The sequence below is a fragment of the Sphingobacterium multivorum genome (assembly GCF_900457465.1).
GTDB classification, from domain to species: Bacteria; Bacteroidota; Bacteroidia; order Sphingobacteriales; family Sphingobacteriaceae; genus Sphingobacterium; species Sphingobacterium multivorum.
In genome coordinates, this window is record NZ_UAUU01000011.1 from 257,126 (window position 1) to 276,566 (window position 19,441).

Genomic DNA, 19,441 nt, shown 5'->3' on the forward strand with positions numbered 1-19,441 from the left:
CACTATAATAAAGGAGCTCTTGGGCTCCTTTTAAATACAATAAAATCTCCTAAACATGAATCTATTAGATGGTAAACTAGTTTCCGAAAAAATTAAAGAGCAAATTGCGTTAGATGCGGCTGAATTTACGACACAGACTGGCCGCAAACCTCATCTGGTTGCTATCCTTGTGGGGAATGATGGTGGTAGCGAAACCTATGTGGCCAGCAAAATGCGCAACTGTCAACTGGTCGGTTTTGAATCAACAAACATTCGTTATGATGAAAACATTACCGAGGATGAATTGATCGCTAAGGTCAAAGAAATCAATCAGGATGAGTCTATTGACGGTTTGATTGTTCAGCTGCCTTTACCAAAACATATTGATCCGGATAAAGTTACCGAAGCAATTGATTACCGCAAAGATGTGGATGGTTTCCACCCAATCAACCTCGGGCGCATGCAACGTAATCTTCCTTGTTTTATTCCAGCTACGCCATATGGTATTATGCTGATGTTGGAATATTATAAGATCGATACTGCAGGCAAACACGCTGTAGTGGTTGGAAGAAGCAATATCGTAGGATCGCCAATGAGTATCTTGCTGGCACGTAATTCCAATCCAGGTAATTGTACAGTGACATTAACACATAGTCGTACAAAAGATCTTAAAACGGAGGTTCTGAGAGGCGACATTGTTGTTGCAGCAATTGGTAAGAAAAATTTTGTTACGGCCGACATGGTTAAAGATGGTGCAGTAGTGATCGATGTGGGTATCAATAGAGAAACTTCTACAGCAACGAAATCTGGTTTTAAGTTATACGGGGATGTTGATTTTGAAAATGTTGCTCCTAAGGCCTCGTGGATTACACCTGTTCCAGGAGGCGTAGGTTTGATGACGATTGTTGGTTTATTGAAAAATACGCTCGAAGCTGCGAAAGGAACGATCTATCCAAAGCAATAATTTTGTCTATTTGGCATAGAAGTTGTAAATTGATGTAAGCGCGCTCTGATGAGCCGTTGAAAACTACACTCATAAATCAATTTATAATGAAAAAAATTGCACTTTTAGCAGTCGTAGCAGGAGCATTGGTGATGTCTTCTTGCAACAATTCGGAGAAAAAAGACACTACAGCGACAGATTCGGCACAAACCGTCGGTGAGCATGTAGATGCGGCGATCGCAGATTTAAAAAATGCGGAAGAAAATGCGCGTTTGAAAGCGGAACAGGCGAAAAAGGATTTGGATGAAGCTATCGCAAAAGGCGATAAAGCCGCCGAGGAGAAAGCGCGGGTTGCTTCTGAAGAAGCTAATACAGCTTGGGAAAAGACAAAAGATGCATTGCGTAACGCAGGTGAAGATGTAAAAGAAGGATTAAAAGACGCAAAAGATGCGACAGTAGATGCAACGAACACGGCTGTTGATAAAACAAAAGATGCTGCAAAAGATGTTGCTGACGGCACGAAAAAAGTTGCAAATGACGTTGCTTCTGGAACAAAAGAAGCTGCGAAAGATGTAAAAGATGCGTCCAAAAAAGTAGGTGACGATATCAGCAGAAAAGCTAAAAATGTAGGTGAAGCGTTGAAGAACTAGTTAACGTCTTTCATTTAAATATAGGAAAGGGGGCACTTCGATAAAGTGTCCCCTTTCTTTATACAGCAAACTTATCGCGAATCGATTTAAATAAGCTTATTGGTAATAATCCCATAATAATTTGGAGAGCTTGCGGGTAAGTACTTCCGCTTCATTCGTTTTGCCCCAGCTTTTGTCGGTATTGTTCTTGGTGAAAATACTGAAAACGTAATCTCCTTTTGGTGCATTGACTAAAATGACCTCATTGCGTACGTCATCTAAAGAGCCTGTTTTTGAAGCTGTTTTGATAGTGGAAGGGATTTGCGATAGCCCTCTCTCGTCATAGAACATGTTGCCCATAAAACGATACATCTGATCGGAAGATTTTGAGGAAACAACTTTGCCTTGTCGGATTAGTGTGACCAAGTCGGCCATTTCTTTTGGTGTAGTCTGGCCCCAACCATATTTTTCCCAATCCGGTTTCCGCCCTTCTGTCTGCGAGTTGACACGTGTATGAGGCAGTTGAAGGGCTACTCATTAATTGGGTTGGATTGCGATACCTCCTCCTGCTAGCTTTTGATTCCAAATGCTGGTTACATTATCACTATACGATAGCATAAGTGCGACCAAGGTTTTCAGGTCAACCTGTGTACTATCCTTAAAGAACTGCATCAGTCCTGAGCCACCATAGCGTTGACTCGAACGGTAGAGTAGTTGCTGATCAAGTTGTAGTTCACCTTTTTCAATTTTATCAAAGATACCGACTAAAATGGGGATTTTGACAATGCTTGCTGTAGGGAAAATGCTGTCGCCCTGAATGTTGACTTCTTTATTTTTTTTAAGATGGTGTACATAAATGCCAATATCGCCTTGAAAACCCTGAATGAGCTGTTTTATCTGTGATTCGAGTTTTTTATCGGTAGCGGCTTTTTGTCCAAAAGGACAGTAATGATAAGAATAGTAACGTAAATGATAGGAATATTTTGTGCATTGTGAAGTTATAATGTATGTTAAATGTGGTGGATAATAGTTATTTTTATTTTTATAGGGCTTAAGTTATGAAATATCCATGATTAGTACGCATAAACATCGCTGAAAAATAAACTGGATATTCTAGTATGGACATTGAAAGACTGGGTTTTTGACTATGAAGTTATTTATGATTTTGATCGGTTGTAAGCCGAAAAATAGACGGACAGAACAGCACGACATTTTCTTTGGCATTGGGAATGAGCTCAAGGATTTTGTTGATCCCATTAAAGATTTTTGGCCTGAGGCTGATGGTAAAATCCATATTGATGCCTACCGTATTGTCCATAAGATCGGGGAATATGAAATTAAGGTTACTGAAAGGGGGAATGGACAGGCTGTTGATTCGGAAGTGAAATTGTTTTTTTGTTAATTTAGGGGGATACAAACCGAATGAATTTGATGAGTTCCATTACAAAGAGCTTATTGTTGCATCGAGTTTGGCCAAGGCTACTGAAAAGGCAAAACGGACTGTTTTTTGGAAGCACCACAGTTCGGCACACATCGATGATAAGTATGGTTTGGATGTTGATGATATTTATGAGATCGAAGATTTGCTATTACCTCGTGATAAAGAGCAGTATAGTATTCAAATTACGCCAAAGACCGGTTTGGAAGAAGATACCATTGCGAATGGCTATTTTAAACTGAGCGCGTTATAGAGGGAATGCGCTATTCGATTTCTTAAACATAAAAAAGGCTTCTCTATAAAGAAGCCTTTTTTATGTTTAACCAACTTATTGTTGGTTCTGATGTTGTTTTCTAATGACACTATGTTTTTTGCCGTATACAAAATAAATCAATAAGCCTATACCAAGCCAGACCGCTAAACGCTCCCAGCTTTCTATTGGCAATGAAGCCATCATTAAAATACAGACCAAGATTCCCATGATCGGAACGAAAGGAACCAGTGGTGTTTTAAATGGGCGCTCCAAATTGGGGGTCTGTTTTACGTAGTACTAAAATACCTACACATACGAGGGTGAAGGCAAATAGGGTACCGATACTGACCATATGGCCAAGGTCTGAAACTGGAACGAAACCTGCGAATATACTGACGAATACCATGAAAATAGCGTTTGTTTTCCAAGGAGTCTGTCTTTTGGATAAGTCTGAGAATATCTTTGGAAGCAAACCATCCTTACTCATCGAATAAAATACGCGGCTCTGACCAAGTAACATCACGAGAATAACTGAAGTGTATCCTGCAATAATCGTAATAATCAACGCTGTATTTAAGAAATGGTAGCCTGTTCTGGCAAAAGCTGTCGCAACTGGCTTAGCGTCCCCCTTAAACATCGTGTAATGTTCGATTCCGGTCATTACGTAGGAGAATAAAACATACAAAAGTGTACAGATTATTAATGAACCGATGATACCTATAGGCATACCTTTTTTTGGATTTTTTGCTTCTTGGGCAGCTGTACTCACCGCGTCAAAACCGATGAATGCAAAAAATACAATGCCTGCAGCACGCAATACACCACTGATACCAAAGTGACCAAAGTCATCACTCTTTAAAAATGACCAGAAGCTTTGCTGTCCACTTTTTACAAGCTCTTCACCTGCATTTACAGGGATAAAAGGATCGTGGTTTGCAGGATTGATAAAGCTCCATCCCAAGGCGATAAAAATCAAGACAACACCGACTTTTAGGATAACCAATATATTGTTTACACGGGATGATTCCTGTGTGCCACGCATCAGCAATAGCGAGAGTAAACAAACAATAATGATCGCAGGTAAGTTAACCACGCCACCTTCCCAAGGGCCTTTGAGTAGGGTGTCGGGGAGCTGGATATGGAATATCATCAGGAGCTGGTTGAAATATTGGGACCAGCTGACGGCTACTGTAGCTCCTGCCCAGTGCATATTCGAGGACGAGATCCCAGCCGATAATCCAGGCGAACAAATTCACCCATTGTGGCGTAGGAATATGTGTAAGCACTTCCCGCAACAGGAATCATGGAGGCAAATTCGGCATAACAAAGTCCTGCGAACCCACAGCCTACTGCAGCGATAATGAAAGATAGGATAACAGCTGGCCCTGCATTTTCAGCAGCGGCAATTCCTGTTAGGGAGAAAAGTCCTGCTCCAATGATGGCCCCGACACCGAGGGCGATAAGGCCCGAGCTGGACAGTGTCCTCTTTAGCGTGTGTTCACCATTTTCATTTGCTTCAGCAATGAGTTGAGGAATCGATTTTTTAAATAGCATAGGATTAATTCTTTACGATTATTTAGCTTTTTAATTGTTTTAATTAATGTCAAATATAAAATGATCTCAATGAAAAAAGGGAAGATTGCTCCTCCCTTTTGTAATAAAATCTGAATCAAATGCTTGTTTGGGTACTAATATGCTGCTGTAAAGCGTTTATTGAGGAATTGTTTGTTCTCAATTTCGTCTGCTATTGCTACAGCAAGATCCTCTACTGATAACCTAGATCGACCTTCCTGGTCAAATACAGGAGCATCAAGGCCTGTACGGTATTTTCCTGTACGGGTTCCACCAGCATGGGAATTCATTTCTATAGCAGGACTAAACATGGTCCAGGTAAGTTGATCTTCTTTTTGGATGGTTTTCAGGTAATCTGCTGCAGCTAAAGCCCCAGGTTTAATTTCTTTGGGAAAATCCGGTGAATCGACAAGTCTATTTCCATCAATCAATAAACTTCCTGCACCACCAATAACAATGAAACGATTGATACCGGCATCCTTAACAGCCTGTTGGATTGCCAATGCACCTTTTGTAAAATCTTCATAAAGATTAGGGTTGGTCCATCCGGCATTGAAAGCCGAAACAACAACATCAACACCTTTTAGAGCAGAAACCAATTGATTATTATCATTGATATCTACTTGGAGTTTGGTTACTTTTTCAGTCGATGGAATATTTTCGGTGTGGCGGGCGATTGCAACGACGTCATAGTTGCGGTCTACCAATTCTTTTACGAGATGAGATCCTACGTATCCTGTGGATCCAATTACTGCTACTTTCATGTTTCCTTTAATTAAATGTTTTGCTAAAATCAGCTAGGGTTATCTTTTCCAAACGCTGTACAATATCAGTGTCGACTTCCTGATACAGATCCTGGAGTTTGGAGTTGATATTTTTGCCAACAACACAGGCCGGATTGGGATTGTTAAATTTCCCGCCGAAATCGCTTTGCTTGGTGCTGATATAAATATCAGCCAAGGTAATCGTTGGATTCTCGGGATTTATGCGAATACCGCCGCCCTTACCTTCTTTACTCGTGAGTAAAGATGCTGTTTTAAGAGATGCAATTTCTTTGCGAACCACACTTGCATTGACCTGAATGCTTGACGCAATATATTCAGAAGAAAGCCATTGATTTGCCTCCTCTAACTGCGCCAGAACCATAATGTGTAATGCTGTTGCGAACCTCAAGTTGTGTAACATCCTCTGCTGATTTTTCTAAATTATAACACAAAGTAACAGAAAAGGTTTTAAACTGAAATAAAAAATATTACAGTTTAAAACCTTCTGACAATCACGTGATAAAAGTGTTTGTTTTTTATTTTTTCTCGTTAAATTTTTTATAACTATCCATAATATAGACCTTCAAAGTTTCTTGGCTGCTGTTTTGGATAAATTTATAAGATGGTCTAAATCGTTCCTTAAACAGGGCTAGATCCGAACCATTGAGCGGAGTCAATTCTTTGATCAGGTTTTCTGTGAATTTTCGATCAACTGCTCTTTTTTCGAGTTCATCGACCAGAAGTTTATAGTTTGAACGGGCTTGTTTTCCCTCTTTGCTAAATATGCGGCTTGGAGAAATCCGTACTCCACCGCGATTTTGACTTGCGTCAGAATACTTTCCTAAAGTCTTCTCGCGCTGGATTTCAGCAGCAAGTCTGCTGTCTGTCATCCGTTCGACGAGAACTTCACTCAGTTCGATAACATTATTCATTCTGTTCAAATAGATTCTGCGTAAGCTTGTATCATAAATGAAGACTGTATCCTGTTCGTATCCGACGGCCTTGATCAACAAGAGGTCGTTTATATTGGCGTCAATAGCAAAGGAGCCATCTCTATTGGTCTGTACTTCAACCTTGGTTCTTAAATTTTGGATCTGTGCAGCCTCGATTTTCTCACCGCTGACAAGTTCCATAATAATCCCCTTGGTTTTTTCCTGTGCAACAAGATGTCCACTCATTAGCGTAATAAGTAAGCAGCTTAGAATCGTTTGTAAGATTTTCATGCGAATAAATATAGTATGTATTTTCAATCTATGAATGAACAGTATATTTGCTGTTTTGTTTACGCCGTACATTCATGATTGTTCTCTAGCCAAAAATAACGAATAGATTTTGAAAATTTGCTAATTTGCTTTCCACGAATTATTGTCTGGATTCTTGTCTGGCATAACCATGTCTGGATCTAACTGTACGGATTGCAATGATTCTGTGGTCGGTATTTTAAATTGCCATACATCGTTTCTTTCCCAGATTTCCACCGGTAGTTTTTTTCGGATCTTCTTGCCCGATACGGTTGTCGCTTCAATAATAACTGGCATCGGTAATTTTTCGAGATTTTCCACAGTGACAAGTGCGCCAAATTTTGGCTCGTTGTTGACATAGGATACTGATTTTATACCTTGGTCCATTTGCCAGTTGTTGACAAACCACCCGCGCCAGAACCAGTTTAGGTTTTCTCCAGCACCGTTTTCAATGGCTTTGAAGAAATCCTCTGGAGTAGGGTGTTTGTAAGCCCATTCTTGGATATATTTTTTAAAAGCGTAATCGAAGCGCTCGGGACCGATGATTTCGTTTCGCAATAATTTCAGTCCATAAGCTGGCTTATAGTAGACCAAAGCACCAATATTACGTTCTTTCATGTTTTGCGGAGTACTCATGATCGGTTCAAGATTACGGGCAGTAAAGATGTAGGATCTGCTCGCCTGATTACGGTAATATTCACCATTATTGAATTCCTTTGTAGCGAGTTCGTTAATAAATGTATTGAACCCTTCATCCATCCAGCCATGTTCACGTTCGTTGGATGCGACAATCATTGGGAACCAATTGTGACCAAACTCGTGGTTAGTAACCCCCCAAAGTGAACCTGCTTTGGCCCGATTGCCACAGAACGACAAGGCTGGGTATTCCATTCCACCAACATTGGAAGCTACATTCACAGCTACAGGGTAAGGATATTCAAACCAGCTTTTTGAATAGATTTCAATTGCGGCTTTTGTATATTCTGTCGAGCGTTCCCAGGCATTGTTACTGTTACTTTCAATTGGATAGGCTGACAAAGCAAGGGATTTTTTTCCGCTGGGCAGATTGATCTTCGCACCATCTACTATAAATGCCGTAGAGGAGGCCCAGGCAATGTCTTGCGCATTATTAAGTTGATATTTCCAGGTTAAGGTTTTCTTGTCAGGTCTGGAGTTTTTTGCGGTAACTTCTTCGGCGGAGCGGATGATTACGGTTTCATCGCTACGTTGTGCCTGTTGGTATCGTTTGAGTTGCTCAGCTGTAAATACTTCCTGTGGGTTTAACAATTCGCCACCCAAGACAACCATGTGGTTTGCTGGAGTAGTGATCTCAACCTGGTAATTTCCGAATTCACGATAGAACTCTCCTGGTCCTGTATAAGGAAGCGTATTCCAACCTCTAATGTCGTCATAGACACACAGTCTTGGGAACCATTGTGCAATGGCATAGATTTTTCCGTTTTTTGTATCAAGTATACCGGTACGATCAGCTCCATATTTAGGAACGGTGTATTGGTATTTAATCTTAAAAGTTATTTTTCCGCCCTTGCTCTTTAATGCCGTCGGAAGTCGAAGCTGCATGCGGGTATCGTCAATAATATGTTCGATCGTATTTCCGTTTACGTCCGTAACCGATTGTATCTGATATCCACCATCAAAAGTGGAGTTGCCATCACCGTAACGGCTGTCGGTCAAGGGGGAGATCAATTGACCACGGCCATGTTGTGAAAACATATTTTGATCTAACTGCAACCACAGATAGTTCATATTGTCCGGACTATTGTTACTATAAGTAATCTCAACGGCTCCTGTAATTTGATCATTTTGATCATTCAGGGAAGCCTGAATTTTATAATCGGCTGCATTTTGCCAGTAGGCAGGGCCCGGTTTTCCGGCTGCGGAACGATATTCGTTACCATTATTTTTAAAAAACAAGGGTGCAAAGGCCTCAGTATAGCTATAATTGGATGTTTTCTCCTGTGCAAAGGCCGGATAAGCATAGCTCAACGCAACAAGGCTTAAAGAAGCCAGTGCAATTCTTTTCATCATACGTTTACTTAAATTATGTTTATTTGCTCCAATATACAATGAAAAGTACATTGAGCCAAAAAAAACGAAAACGACGTCTTAAAAGTTAAGGGAAAAAGGGGGACTCTAAAGGTGTATTTGGTACAATTGGAGGCTTTTTAAGACCTCCATTCCAGGGAGCTTTCTGGAACTATTTTAAATTTGTTACGTACTCTGTTTCATTAAAACCAAGTAATATGCCTTTATTGTATTCAATAACGGGACGTTTAATCATACTCGTGTTTTCCTGAAGCACCTTATTGGCGCTATTACTGTCTACGACTTGTTCTTGAGTTTCCGGAGATAGTTTTTTCCATGTAGTTCCCTTTTTATTCACTAAGGCCTGCCAGTCTACCTGTGTTTCCCATTCTTTTAATTTATCCTCACTGACACCTTCTTTTTTGAAGTCATGAAATTGAAAGGGGATATTGTTGTCTTCCAACCATGTAAGTGCTTTTTTTACTGTGTTACAATTTTTGATACCGTATACCTGTAGCATAATAGTGACAATTTGGTGAATCCAAATTTAATCAATCTCGACACAATATTTAAAATAATTCGTATTTCTGAATACATTCAAGATGCCTTATCTGTGATCCAATGATAATTGCGGATATCCTGTTGTTCATGGTATTGGGAAAAATAGGGACAAGTGGACTATTCTATTCAAAGGAATAATCAGAGGTTTATGATTTGTTAAGATTCTATATTCCCTATGGATTGATAGTGTATTTAGTACACTATAAAAATTAGGAAGTAATAATAATTTTTAATAATTTAGTAGCTTCAAGTAAAATGAAAGATTAAAATAAATCAATAACAGAAATATGAGCCTAAAAGATTTTAAAGGTGTATTGACAGGAGATCAAGTACAAGAGTTGTTTGAGGTAGCGAAGAAACATAAGTTTGCTTTGCCTGCGGTAAACATTATCGGAACAAACTCTATCAATGCGGTTATGGAAACTGCGAAAGCAGTAAATTCTCCTGTAATTATTCAATTGTCAAATGGTGGAGCGCAATTCTACGCTGGTAAAACCTTGAACAACGATAATTTACAAGCTTGTGTATTGGGAGCGGTATCTGCAGCACAACATGTTCATTTATTAGCTGAGCATTATGGTGTAGCGGTTATTCTGCATACAGATCACGCAGCTAAGAAACTTTTACCTTGGATCGACGGTTTGTTGGACGCTGGCGAGAAATTCTTTGCGCAACACGGAAAACCATTGTTCTCTTCTCACATGTTGGATTTATCGGAAGAGCCAATTGAAGAAAATATTGAAATTTCAGCTAAATACTTAGCACGTATGAAACCACTTGGTATGACTGTAGAGATCGAGTTGGGTGTTACAGGTGGTGAAGAAGATGGTGTTGACAACTCGGATGTAGATAGTTCAAAACTGTATACTCAGCCGGAAGAGGTTGCCTATGCTTTTGAAGAACTGTCTAAAGTATCTGACAAATTTACAGTGGCAGCTGCATTTGGTAACGTTCATGGTGTTTACAAACCAGGTAATGTGAAGTTGCAACCAGTTATATTACACAATTCACAAGAATATATTCGTGAGAAATATAATCTTACTGCTGAAAAACCAGTAAACTTTGTATTCCACGGTGGTTCTGGTTCATCTCCTGAAGAAATTGCAGAAGCGATTTCATACGGTGCAATCAAAATGAACATTGATACCGATATGCAATGGGCGTTTTGGGATGGTGTGAGAGCCTATGAAGCGAAAAACCACGATTATTTGCAAGGTCAAATCGGTAATCCTGAAGGAGCTGATTCTCCGAATAAAAATATTACGATCCACGCGTTTGGTTACGTAAAGGTGAAGAAACTTTTGTTGCTCGTCTGAAAGAAGCGTTCGCTGATTTGAATGCAGTAGATGTCAATAGCAAACTATAAGTATAAGCTAAAAAATAGATTATAAAAACGTCTTTAGTGCCCCCAAAAAGTTAAACACTTTATGGGGGCATTTTTTTATGTCAAAATAGGTTAAAAATTTTGTTCTTAGTAGGAATTGGCTTATTTTTTGACGAGCAACAATAAAAAGTCAAATAAATATGAAATTTATAGGAGTCAGTGTAATTCTTTTATTAATTGCCCAAATGGGGTTGGGCAGGTGAAGCAAAATGTTGGCGATTTTTCTTCGGTTGTAGCGACAGACAAGATTCAGGTGGAGTTGATTAAGTCCGACGAGTCCTTGGTGACGTTTGAAGGACAGAATCACGAGAATGTTAAGGTGGTCAACACAAATGGATCCTTGGTTTTGAAAATGAATACGTTGAACATGCTGCAAGGGGGGAATATCTCTGTGAAGGTGTATTACAAGAGTTTGAACAATGTGGAAGCAAAAAAAGGGGCCAAGGTATTTGCGACCACAAATAATACAGTTGCTGCTGATCACTTAAAAGTATATGCTTCAGAAGGTGGTCTGGTCGATCTCTATACAGCGGTAAAAACAGCTGAAATAAAAGTGACCTCAGGTGCTACAATCGCTTTGTATGGAAAGGCAAACAAACAGGAGATCATTTCGAATTTTGGCGGTAAATATGAAGGAAAAGATTTTAAGACGAACACCACGGTGGTAACCGTCAATGGTGGTGGTAAAGCGGATGTTTATGTTACTGATTCCATCGAAACCAAAACACGTGGCGGTGGCGTCATTGATGTTTATGGAAAACCAGAACAACGTGTAGAAAAGAAAATGGCTGGTGGAACAGTCAATTTTAAATAAGTGAACTGTCTTGGATTTGTCAATTTTCTGATGCTTAGATTTTAGGTGATTGAAGCGAAAAGAGTGAAATTTAGGGGAGGAGATGGAATAAAAAGGGTTTAACTTAACCGGGGTAATGATCGTCGTTTAACCTTTTTATTAAAAAGGTCAGTTATTTTGTTTTTCTCATCAGAAACCTTCTTCATTTGTGCTTAAAATATCTATTTTTGTAAAGGAATAATAAAAATAGTATTATGGCAAAGCGTAATTATGTTTCAAATTCTACGGAATCTACGCGCATGTTCAAGAATGACTTTTTAGAGTCTTTGACGAAGGTGCATTGGAGTGTACCTTTGATTTTCTATGTACCCGTGGTTGTGTTCTTTTCGTATAAAGCGCTAGTTTGGGGAGAGGTTTCCTTCTTAACATACATGGGGTATTTTATTTTTGGTTTAGCTTTCTGGACTGCTTTTGAATATGCATTACATCGTTGGGTATTTCATTTTCACCCGACAACGGAATGGGGAAAGCGAATTGCTTTTATTTTCCATGGTGTGCATCATGATTACCCAAGAGACCGTATGCGTTTGGTGATGCCATTGTCAGCGAGTATTCCACTCGCTCTTTTGGTGTATCTTGGTTTTACATTGTTTTTCTCGAATGAGTTTATCCTGGCCTGCTTTTTCTCAGGTTTTATGGTGGGGTATTTGATCTATGACGAATGTCATTATGCGATGCACCATGCTAATTTTAAAAGCGGCATTTTCAAACGCATCAAGCAGCACCATATGTTGCATCATTATTCTGATCCCGAAAAAGGCTTTGGAGTAAGTTCTTCCTTATGGGATGAAATTTTACGCTCAGGTTTCGAAGAAAAGGAACCCAAAAAAGAATCTACTTCCTTAAAAGAAGAAAAAGCATAAATTGAATCACATCAACTAAAAAAGCCCTGGATAGTTTCCAAGGGCTTTTTTTATGGATTAATTTTTATTTATCAATGTGATCAAGTGGGCTTTGTAGGCCAACTTTAGATCAAGGGTTTCTTGTTGGGATTGGCCTGCAGGTATTCCAGTTTGAACTGAAACATTTGGGCCATTTTCTGCGCACGCCATTTGGCCTCTTCGGCCTTTTGTCCACTGTATAAGCAATCTACTGTTGCTTCGAATAAATTGAGCCATTGACCAAAGTGTTGTGCATCAATGGGTAAATTGATATGGGGTGGAAAAGGGCTGCCGAAATAACTATGTTCATCCAGCAGGATAGTCTGCCAGAAACTATACATCTTTTCAAGATGTATAGCCCAATTGTCTTGAATTCGTGCCTTAAAAATAGGTCCCAGCAAAGTATCTTTACGTATCGTCGTATAGAATTGATCTACTAATACTTTAATGTCATCGAGTGTTTGAATATCCTGTTTCATCGGCGTATGATCTATGCTCATGAATAAAGGCCTATAGCTGGATCAAAAACTTTTTCATGATGTTTATCTGGATTAAATGTAGTGACATTTATGGAGAATCGCATCACTTGGATGTAAAGATGTCTCGTTGAAATTTTGTAATTCTCTTTTATTGTCAGTAAATTGACTCAATACTAAGGGAAAAACATATGGGAAAATACGTTCTTTTAATCCTATTATCGATGGGATTTTATGCTGTTGAGGCACAGGTTACAACAATTTCGATCAATAAGGAAAATTTTCAGTCTTCTGGTTTTCCATTTAAGGGGAAGCGTGTGTTACAAGTGGAACGCCTTCAGACTCCAAAAGAAGATAATTATATTGTTTTTTCAAAAGAGGAACGGGGTGCTGATCCCGATAAACTTTATGTACAACAATTTCAGCAGATCGATGGAATGTGGCAGCTTGTGGCTGATGAATTGATATCCGAAGAAGGGATTGTTACGTCGGTTTGGGAATCTCGAAAGGCATTTTTTGATGCGGATAGGGATGGTAAATTGGATGCATTATTTATCTATTCAAGGCATCCAAAGGATGACCTGCAAAAGCAGCTAAGCTGTATTGGACTAGTTCTTTATAAGAATAAGTTTTACCGTCTCCGTGCAGAGGAAGCAGATGGTTATAGCCAAACAACGTTTTCGGACAATTATGCATCCCTACCGGTTGAGGTAAAAGAAAATGTGGAACGTTATTGGAATAATCTGGATAAAAGATAATATAGGCTACGCGTCTGGAATCTACCGAAAGATCGATGGAATCATACGATCTTTCGGTAAACTTGTTATTGTATATTTGATCAAATAGTAAGCATTTCCGCATTTTTTGATCACTAATTGATTTTACCTATGAAAGGCTCATTCAATAGGTTATCTCAAAGCATGGACAAGATATCGTTTAAATCAATGTTACTGGAGTGCAGCGAGCAATTGCTTTTCTTCTTCGATTTGCGTTTTACTGATTACGTAACGTGCGATATGCTGGTCCTTCAAATGGTCTATCGTTTGAATAACATCTTTCGTGCGCGCTTCTTTGCTAGGTTTAATCAATACAATCATGTCCTTTGTATTGGGCATGGTGCTAATCTTAGCTTTTAACTGTGCAATAACAGCCGAGAGCCCTTTGTCGATATCTACCGGTATTTGTGAAGAGCTGATCGGTTTTTTGAAATCCCCATGATACCACATGAATTTTCCTTCGCCCAGGATAAGAGTTGCCGTGCGGTTTTCATCAATAAGAACCGAACTTTCTATAGCTGATTTAGTTTTGTCTGGCATGGCGATATCCATTGCAGATGGTTTGTTTAATGTTGTGGTCAACATAAAAAATGTAATGAGAAGAAATGCGAGGTCTACCATCGCTGTTAAATCTACTTTAGGGGCCATTTTCCTGCTTCTTATTTTTTTCTTTCCCGTTTCTTGCGTTTTTTGATTTAATTCTGCCATGATCGTCATCTTTAGGTTAACACGTTGTTGTTACTCCTTATAATGATGGCAGAAAAGAATGGATTCCACAGTGTTTTTTAAAAAAAATTGAAGTTTTTTTTAGATACTTTCTGTGTTTTTTTTCTTAACTGTTGGTAATCAGTTTTTTTACCTGGTGTTTTTGTTTGTTCGTTGTTGATCAGATTTGTTTAATTCGCTTGTTATTTTTCCTTTCATCCAATTTAGGTCGGTTGCTAGGCTGTCGAAATTTATCGAGTTGGTTTGGTGACTTAATTTGAGTAACAAGGTTACTTTCGCTGTAATTTTTGCTTTTGTACAAATAGTTGTGTTTGCAAAAAAGCCCTTCAATGCTGAAAGGCTTTTCTTGTGGAGTGGTTGTTACGTTACTCAGCAAGCGCCTTGGTTAGGTATGCGTTTATAAATTATTTTGTTATCTCTTTGTACATAGTCGCCCGCTACTATTGGATACGAATACTTAGGCGCGTACATGACACCACGACCCCTTATCGTTATTTTGTCGTTTACTTTCAAGCTTCGCAATTGTTGAAATTCATTGGAATTTTCCAGGCCAAAACTGAGAATATAGTCTTCACGATTAATTCTAACCATCACACCGAAACCTAACTGTGCTCCTAGTGGAAGATAAAGCGAAGTTACAACTGCGGCTATGTCGGCAGAATTCTTTATCTGATTGTTTATTTTCGCCGCGTTGTCAAGTACTTTTATGCCTTCGGGAGATTCTTGCCATTTTTTGAACTTTATACCATTAGGACTCGCTTCCCATTTATTCCTTTCGGCGGTCATTTCAGAACGAGTGCGTGATTTCGCAGCCGATTTTTTAAAAGTTTCATTTTTGATTTCGCGATTGGCAAATGCCAAGCCGCTTCCTATGGCAAGCGGTAAGACCAATACATAGATAATTTTTTTCATATTTTTAAAAGTTTAATGAAGATTCGATTTATCACAGTAAATTAGATCCGTTCAAACTTTTTTCTCGTATCCTTTTTAGCGTGATGTAACAAAAATACGTTGATGATACTTTATATAGTGGGATTTAGACTGTAAATAGTGATGTAATCTTTGTAAATAAATTGTAAATCGTATGTCTGAAAGCCGAAATATTTTCTCAGGGAACCGGAAGTACTTGTATGGCGGGATAATGCTCTTGTTTATTGCAATGGCCTTTATCGCTTTTGATAAGACTGGTACAGACGATTTTGATAGCGCCAGGAGAGAAGTTTTGCTTCGGCGGATAGGGGATGAACTGCTTACACAGTCGGGTGACAGTAGATCAAGGGTGCTTCCGATTGAAAAGATTCAAGAAAATGAATATCAGATCAGGTTTGAGAATGAAATCACCTTTAAACCGGACTCGCTGGTGAGTGCTATTCAGCGCCTGTTGGTCAATGATCCTCTTGCCAGTGATTACGTTGTTAACGTCCTGAATTGTGGCAACTCAAGCGTAGCTTATGGATATGCTATTTCCAGTAATAAAAAAGATGATATTATTGCTTGCAGAGGAAGAGTGCAACCTAAAGGATGTTACATGGTTAACATTAAATTTAAACCTACCGGAATAAACACGGCAGCGAGTAGCCTTTTTTTGATTATTCTGTTGTTTTTAGTATTTGCTGGATTCATTTTTTTTGAAAACGGATCGGAGGCGAAGTGCTGTGTTGTACGATCGAAATAACTCTGTTTTAGCCTTTGGGTCAGTTTTGTTTAATCCGCAGGAGCGAGAAATGGTCATTCATGACAACACGATTGATCTCACCGGAACGGAAACTCGTCTGTTGCATATTTTCGCCGTGTCACCTAACCAGACGATAGCACGAACCCGGCTGCAAAAAGAGATTTGGAAGATGAGGGGATTATTGTCGGGCGCAGTCTAGATATGTTTATATCAAAACTTAGAAAAAAATTGGAGTTTGATCCGACTATCAAAATTACGGTTATACGTGGTAAAGGATATAAACTTGAGGTTAGTTCGGATCATACCGAAAGTTTGGGGGGTAAAGTTTTTAAGCATACAGTTTCATTACTCTATATAAGAAGAATGTGGTGTCTCTTACGCCACGAAAGACATTCCTGAAAGCTTTGAGCTTTGCATTGAAAGATTCTGCTGAAGCATTGGTGCTTCTGTTGTCGAAGTAGTGTAGGATATATTGATGATGTGCCGCAATGGATCTTGCTACGCTCTCAAAGAGGCGATGCCCGCATTCTCAACCTGATTATGCCAGAGTCCCAGCTTGGTAAATGCTATCTTTTTGTCTCTGCATTTATTGAATATGTCACCCAGAGCAATTCCAAGGTCATAAGCGAGCTTTAGTTTGGGAAACCGTATGAACAACTGTTCAGCTCGGTGTTTCTGGTTTTCGGACCATCGGCCTGGATGCTTGAACAAGAGGTGTCTGGATCTAGCCAGTAGCTGTTTGAGCGTGTCTCCATTAGGTAACAACTCGGGTTCATATGGGATTCCTCGCTTTCGAGATTCCATTATCTTCTTGCTTTCCGCATCCAATACTTCCCAACGATATCTGATACGGAGTTCCTGCACTGCATCGTAAGCTAACTTTTGGACATGGAACCGATCGACCACACGCCTGGCATTCCTGAAACATCTACGGATTGCCTTAGCCATGTTCGGTGCCATATCCATGGTCACCTCCTTTACCTTATTCCTTGAACGTAAAGGTATTCGCTCAAGAACAGTCATGATATCCTCAGCCTTTGTGCCCCTGATAGTTGCCAGAATCGTCCCTTTACGCCCTTTTGCCGATTTACTGCTAACAATGGTATATAATTCACCGTTGCTAAAACTGGTCTCATCGATGCTCAAGCGTTCGGAGATATTCCCGGGGAAAAGAGTCCATCGCTCTGCATGTGGCTTTTGGCCCCAATCATGGAAGTCACTGAGATGGTTCTTGTATTGATCCTGAAGTTGCTTGCCGTCCATCTGGAAGAATAATCCTACCAATTGGGCACTTACAGGATAGTTATCCAAATATCTTCTTTAAAAAAAGCCCGAATTCAGTTGTCATTCGGGTACCTTCACGGACCAGGTTCCAATCTCTTGTGATAATCTGTCCCGTATCTAAGACTGTCCAGCGACGACGGCGGATATGTAATGTAACTTTCTGACCTCTAATGGGAAAGTCGGAAATCTCTGTAGAAGGCATAAAGCCCTTTGACTCCAGCTTGCTGTTCTCATAGCCTGTTGGAGAAATATTAAGCTCGTCTAAATAAATGTGGAGTTGATTGTCAACCTGATCGACTTCTAAAATCTGAAAGTATTCTAAAAGCCCTTCGGGCATCAATAGCGATAGTAATTTACGTTCGGCGTCTTGCAAGGGATATCTGTATTAAAGATGCTAAACTAGGAAATTTTTGATATTCCCCCAAGAAGTCTGCTTGGTCCGTTAGTTCTTAAGAAGAGTAAGGGGACGGATTGGGCTAAAATGCAAAAAGCCTTTCATTTCTGAAAGGCTTTTTCTGCGGAGAGTGAGGGATTCGAACCCCCGAACCTGTGACAGTTAACGGTTTTCAAGACCGCCGCATTCGACCACTCTGCCAACTCTCCGCGACAAAAGTAGAAATTTTGGGTAGAATTACAAAACTTATTTTACATTTTTCTTTGTTTAAAAGCAGTTTTAGCACTCTTAAAATAGAAATGTAGTTGAATACCAGTTGGTTATTTTTAAGGGTTGCCCCTCTTTCCGATGTCATATTGGCGACAAAAAAAACTCCGCCTTGGTGGATATTTTCGCTTTAGATGTGATCATAACCTTGTTTTAAGGAAATTGCAATTAAAAATGGAGCTATGAAAGTATTTTTAAGGAGCAAACACGATCCGATTTTTCAATTCCCGAATTGTCGTTCTAGTTCTTGTAATTCAAAAATAACTTCGTTGATGGATCGATCAATTTTAGCGAGTTGTCTTTTGCCTAAATAAAAGTAGGAAAATAGCATCCAGCTGTAGGTTGGAAGGTAAGTGAGTAAATAATAGTTGAAACTGGCACCCACTAGGATTTCCCGAAGATAGATCGAGATTGCTATACAGAGAATTAAATGATAAATGGGCATATTCCAATGAATTCTTTTCTTTCTAAAGGAATCAAACTGTTGCCACTGTTGTAAATGCTCGGTAGGTAAAGCTACTTCATTGATCTTTTTGATTTTACCTACAGTGGTCATCATTAAGGATGCCTGTATAAAACAAAGGCAGGATACGATAAACATCGCTGTGTACAATGCCAGCGTTTTGTGTCTAAAATCAAGGAAATATACTAGCGCAAGAATAATTAATCCTGTTACAAGCAATAACACAGCGCCGGTTATTTCTTTCCTTATTAATTCCTGACGAAAGTCTTTGACCTTACTCAGGCGTTTTGGGCGCAAGATATGTTGTTTGCTATCCTGTTTCCAAAGATGTTGTAAATCGTTAAAGTCTTGCATATTTATGGAAAATTTCAGTTAATTCTTTTTTAATTCGATGGATTTTAACACGGAGATTATTCTCTGTAATTCCCGTAATTTCTGCTATTTGCTCATAAGGTTTTTCATCTAATACCAATGTGATCAGTACTCTATCCGCTTCTTTTAGTTTGCTGATACATTTATACAGCAGATCAATCTGTTGTACTTTTTCATTCGTTGAATCCTCGGGTATATCGATGTAGTTTGAGTCAGTTATTTTTTTTACATGTTGATTCTTTTTTCGCATGCTCGTCAAGCAATTATTGATCGCTATTCTGTAGATCCAGGTGCTTAATTTTGCATCATTGCGAAAACCGTCGAGTTTTTTCCATACAGTAATGAAGGTCTCTTGGACTAAATCATCTGCATTATCTGGGTCTCCAGTATAACTGAGGCATAACTTGCGGATGGCCGGCGCATATTCTTTATAAATAATCTCAAAGTTTTCTTTGTTGGTCATC

19 protein-coding genes, 1 tRNA gene and 4 pseudogenes are annotated in these 19,441 nt (G+C 39.3%); 9 read left to right on the top strand and 15 right to left on the bottom strand.

What is annotated here, in order from left to right; all coding sequences use genetic code 11:
* Nucleotides 1-55 precede the first annotated feature (55 nt).
* Both DTA23_RS18030 and DTA23_RS18035 read left to right on the top strand, forming a co-directional pair.
* Nucleotides 56-943, top strand: coding sequence for a bifunctional 5,10-methylenetetrahydrofolate dehydrogenase/5,10-methenyltetrahydrofolate cyclohydrolase (locus tag DTA23_RS18030; RefSeq protein WP_046672391.1), 888 nt, complete (start codon nt 56-58; stop codon nt 941-943).
* Between the two features lie 86 nt (nt 944-1,029).
* Complete coding sequence (locus DTA23_RS18035) at nt 1,030-1,572, top strand: hypothetical protein (RefSeq protein ID WP_112375579.1); 543 nt, start codon at nt 1,030-1,032, stop codon at nt 1,570-1,572.
* 96 nt (nt 1,573-1,668) lie between these two features.
* Here DTA23_RS18035 and DTA23_RS18040 read toward each other — a convergent pair.
* A pseudogene (locus DTA23_RS18040) lies at nt 1,669-2,556 on the bottom strand (serine hydrolase).
* Between the two features lie 142 nt (nt 2,557-2,698).
* Here DTA23_RS18040 and DTA23_RS29370 point away from each other — a divergent pair.
* Both DTA23_RS29370 and DTA23_RS29375 read left to right on the top strand, forming a co-directional pair.
* Nucleotides 2,699-2,953 carry a DUF1543 domain-containing protein gene (locus DTA23_RS29370; protein ID WP_256604238.1) on the top strand — a complete coding sequence of 85 codons (255 nt, stop codon included), beginning with the start codon at nt 2,699-2,701 and terminating at the stop codon, nt 2,951-2,953.
* A gap of 67 nt (nt 2,954-3,020) precedes the next feature.
* Nucleotides 3,021-3,242 carry a hypothetical protein gene (locus DTA23_RS29375; protein WP_256604240.1) on the top strand — a complete coding sequence of 74 codons (222 nt, stop codon included), beginning with the start codon at nt 3,021-3,023 and terminating at the stop codon, nt 3,240-3,242.
* A gap of 75 nt (nt 3,243-3,317) precedes the next feature.
* Here DTA23_RS29375 and DTA23_RS18050 read toward each other — a convergent pair.
* The 6 genes and pseudogenes from DTA23_RS18050 to DTA23_RS18075 all read right to left on the bottom strand — a co-directional run bounded on the left by DTA23_RS18050 (nt 3,318) and on the right by DTA23_RS18075 (nt 9,385).
* Nucleotides 3,318-4,796, bottom strand: a pseudogene (locus DTA23_RS18050) (amino acid permease).
* Nucleotides 4,797-4,930: 134 nt separating this feature from the next.
* On the bottom strand, nt 4,931-5,578 hold the full coding sequence (locus tag DTA23_RS18055; RefSeq protein ID WP_070566149.1) for an NAD(P)-dependent oxidoreductase: 648 nt from the start codon (nt 5,576-5,578) through the stop codon (nt 4,931-4,933).
* Between the two features lie 7 nt (nt 5,579-5,585).
* Complete coding sequence (locus DTA23_RS18060) at nt 5,586-5,999, bottom strand: RrF2 family transcriptional regulator (protein ID WP_112375580.1); 414 nt, start codon at nt 5,997-5,999, stop codon at nt 5,586-5,588.
* Between the two features lie 115 nt (nt 6,000-6,114).
* Complete coding sequence (locus tag DTA23_RS18065) at nt 6,115-6,756, bottom strand: peptidase associated/transthyretin-like domain-containing protein (protein ID WP_218565406.1); 642 nt, start codon at nt 6,754-6,756, stop codon at nt 6,115-6,117.
* 165 nt (nt 6,757-6,921) lie between these two features.
* Nucleotides 6,922-8,868, bottom strand: coding sequence for a M1 family metallopeptidase (locus DTA23_RS18070; RefSeq protein WP_239468752.1), 1,947 nt, complete (start codon nt 8,866-8,868; stop codon nt 6,922-6,924).
* A gap of 169 nt (nt 8,869-9,037) precedes the next feature.
* Nucleotides 9,038-9,385: an ArsC family reductase gene (locus DTA23_RS18075; RefSeq protein WP_070566141.1), complete on the bottom strand. Its 348-nt coding sequence runs from the start codon at nt 9,383-9,385 to the stop codon at nt 9,038-9,040.
* Between the two features lie 328 nt (nt 9,386-9,713).
* On the opposite strand from DTA23_RS18075, the pseudogene fbaA reads away from it, so the two are divergent.
* The 3 genes and pseudogenes from fbaA to DTA23_RS18090 all read left to right on the top strand — a co-directional run bounded on the left by fbaA (nt 9,714) and on the right by DTA23_RS18090 (nt 12,526).
* Nucleotides 9,714-10,792, top strand: a pseudogene (gene fbaA / locus DTA23_RS18080) (class II fructose-bisphosphate aldolase).
* 217 nt (nt 10,793-11,009) lie between these two features.
* Nucleotides 11,010-11,624 (top strand): head GIN domain-containing protein, encoded by a 615-nt coding sequence (locus tag DTA23_RS18085; protein WP_172462452.1) that lies wholly within the window; start codon nt 11,010-11,012, stop codon nt 11,622-11,624.
* Between the two features lie 233 nt (nt 11,625-11,857).
* The gene (locus tag DTA23_RS18090; RefSeq protein ID WP_236585996.1) at nt 11,858-12,526 is read left to right on the top strand and encodes a sterol desaturase family protein; all 669 of its coding nucleotides are present in this window, start codon (nt 11,858-11,860) and stop codon (nt 12,524-12,526) included.
* A 104-nt stretch (nt 12,527-12,630) separates the two neighbouring features.
* Here the strand turns inward: DTA23_RS18090 and DTA23_RS18095 are convergent, their stop codons facing one another.
* A complete protein-coding gene (locus DTA23_RS18095) occupies nt 12,631-13,044 on the bottom strand; it encodes a group III truncated hemoglobin (protein ID WP_236585997.1) in 414 nt (137 codons plus the stop codon).
* A 167-nt stretch (nt 13,045-13,211) separates the two neighbouring features.
* Between DTA23_RS18095 and DTA23_RS18100 the strand changes: the two genes are divergently transcribed.
* On the top strand, nt 13,212-13,778 hold the full coding sequence (locus DTA23_RS18100; protein WP_070566135.1) for a hypothetical protein: 567 nt from the start codon (nt 13,212-13,214) through the stop codon (nt 13,776-13,778).
* Nucleotides 13,779-13,967: 189 nt separating this feature from the next.
* Here DTA23_RS18100 and DTA23_RS18105 read toward each other — a convergent pair whose 3' ends face one another.
* Together DTA23_RS18105 and DTA23_RS18110 are read right to left on the bottom strand one after the other, a co-directional pair.
* Entirely contained in the window at nt 13,968-14,504 is a 537-nt protein-coding gene (locus DTA23_RS18105) for an ExbD/TolR family protein (protein WP_070566193.1), read from the bottom strand.
* Nucleotides 14,505-14,891: 387 nt separating this feature from the next.
* Nucleotides 14,892-15,434, bottom strand: a complete 543-nt coding sequence (locus DTA23_RS18110; RefSeq protein WP_112375583.1) for a hypothetical protein — start codon at nt 15,432-15,434, stop codon at nt 14,892-14,894.
* 172 nt (nt 15,435-15,606) lie between these two features.
* Here DTA23_RS18110 and DTA23_RS29380 point away from each other — a divergent pair, with 172 nt between their 5' ends.
* Nucleotides 15,607-16,197 (top strand): hypothetical protein, encoded by a 591-nt coding sequence (locus tag DTA23_RS29380; protein WP_256604246.1) that lies wholly within the window; start codon nt 15,607-15,609, stop codon nt 16,195-16,197.
* Nucleotides 16,198-16,525: 328 nt separating this feature from the next.
* Here DTA23_RS29380 and DTA23_RS18120 read toward each other — a convergent pair.
* From DTA23_RS18120 to DTA23_RS18140, 5 genes and pseudogenes are all read right to left on the bottom strand, one after another.
* A pseudogene (locus tag DTA23_RS18120) lies at nt 16,526-17,460 on the bottom strand (ISAon1 family transposase).
* A 40-nt stretch (nt 17,461-17,500) separates the two neighbouring features.
* Nucleotides 17,501-17,854 (bottom strand): ISAon1 family transposase N-terminal region protein, encoded by a 354-nt coding sequence (locus tag DTA23_RS18125; RefSeq protein ID WP_070569066.1) that lies wholly within the window; start codon nt 17,852-17,854, stop codon nt 17,501-17,503.
* Between the two features lie 145 nt (nt 17,855-17,999).
* Nucleotides 18,000-18,084, bottom strand: a tRNA-Ser gene (locus DTA23_RS18130).
* 278 nt (nt 18,085-18,362) lie between these two features.
* Nucleotides 18,363-18,959 (bottom strand): hypothetical protein, encoded by a 597-nt coding sequence (locus DTA23_RS18135; RefSeq protein ID WP_112375584.1) that lies wholly within the window; start codon nt 18,957-18,959, stop codon nt 18,363-18,365.
* Nucleotides 18,946-19,440 carry an RNA polymerase sigma factor gene (locus DTA23_RS18140; protein ID WP_112375585.1) on the bottom strand — a complete coding sequence of 165 codons (495 nt, stop codon included), beginning with the start codon at nt 19,438-19,440 and terminating at the stop codon, nt 18,946-18,948. The genes DTA23_RS18135 and DTA23_RS18140 overlap by 14 nt, the downstream gene beginning before the upstream one ends.
* Nucleotide 19,441: the final 1 nt, after the last annotated feature.

What these genes read in the sequence shown, in the direction of transcription:
- DTA23_RS18030 (WP_046672391.1), top strand. Translation starts at nt 56, where the DNA reads ATGAATCTATTAGATGGTAAACTAGTTTCCGAAAAAATTAAAGAGCAA.
- DTA23_RS18035 (WP_112375579.1), top strand. Translation starts at nt 1,030, where the DNA reads ATGAAAAAAATTGCACTTTTAGCAGTCGTAGCAGGAGCATTGGTGATG.
- DTA23_RS29370 (WP_256604238.1), top strand. Translation starts at nt 2,699, where the DNA reads ATGAAGTTATTTATGATTTTGATCGGTTGTAAGCCGAAAAATAGACGG.
- DTA23_RS18055 (WP_070566149.1), bottom strand. Translation starts at nt 5,578, where the DNA reads ATGAAAGTAGCAGTAATTGGATCCACAGGATACGTAGGATCTCATCTC.
- DTA23_RS18060 (WP_112375580.1), bottom strand. Translation starts at nt 5,999, where the DNA reads ATGTTACACAACTTGAGGTTCGCAACAGCATTACACATTATGGTTCTG.
- DTA23_RS18065 (WP_218565406.1), bottom strand. Translation starts at nt 6,756, where the DNA reads ATGAGTGGACATCTTGTTGCACAGGAAAAAACCAAGGGGATTATTATG.
- DTA23_RS18070 (WP_239468752.1), bottom strand. Translation starts at nt 8,868, where the DNA reads ATGATGAAAAGAATTGCACTGGCTTCTTTAAGCCTTGTTGCGTTGAGC.
- DTA23_RS18075 (WP_070566141.1), bottom strand. Translation starts at nt 9,385, where the DNA reads ATGCTACAGGTATACGGTATCAAAAATTGTAACACAGTAAAAAAAGCA.
- DTA23_RS18090 (WP_236585996.1), top strand. Translation starts at nt 11,858, where the DNA reads ATGGCAAAGCGTAATTATGTTTCAAATTCTACGGAATCTACGCGCATG.
- DTA23_RS18095 (WP_236585997.1), bottom strand. Translation starts at nt 13,044, where the DNA reads ATGAGCATAGATCATACGCCGATGAAACAGGATATTCAAACACTCGAT.
- DTA23_RS18100 (WP_070566135.1), top strand. Translation starts at nt 13,212, where the DNA reads ATGGGAAAATACGTTCTTTTAATCCTATTATCGATGGGATTTTATGCT.
- DTA23_RS18105 (WP_070566193.1), bottom strand. Translation starts at nt 14,504, where the DNA reads ATGGCAGAATTAAATCAAAAAACGCAAGAAACGGGAAAGAAAAAAATA.
- DTA23_RS18110 (WP_112375583.1), bottom strand. Translation starts at nt 15,434, where the DNA reads ATGAAAAAAATTATCTATGTATTGGTCTTACCGCTTGCCATAGGAAGC.
- DTA23_RS29380 (WP_256604246.1), top strand. Translation starts at nt 15,607, where the DNA reads ATGTCTGAAAGCCGAAATATTTTCTCAGGGAACCGGAAGTACTTGTAT.
- DTA23_RS18135 (WP_112375584.1), bottom strand. Translation starts at nt 18,959, where the DNA reads ATGCAAGACTTTAACGATTTACAACATCTTTGGAAACAGGATAGCAAA.
- DTA23_RS18140 (WP_112375585.1), bottom strand. Translation starts at nt 19,440, where the DNA reads ATGACCAACAAAGAAAACTTTGAGATTATTTATAAAGAATATGCGCCG.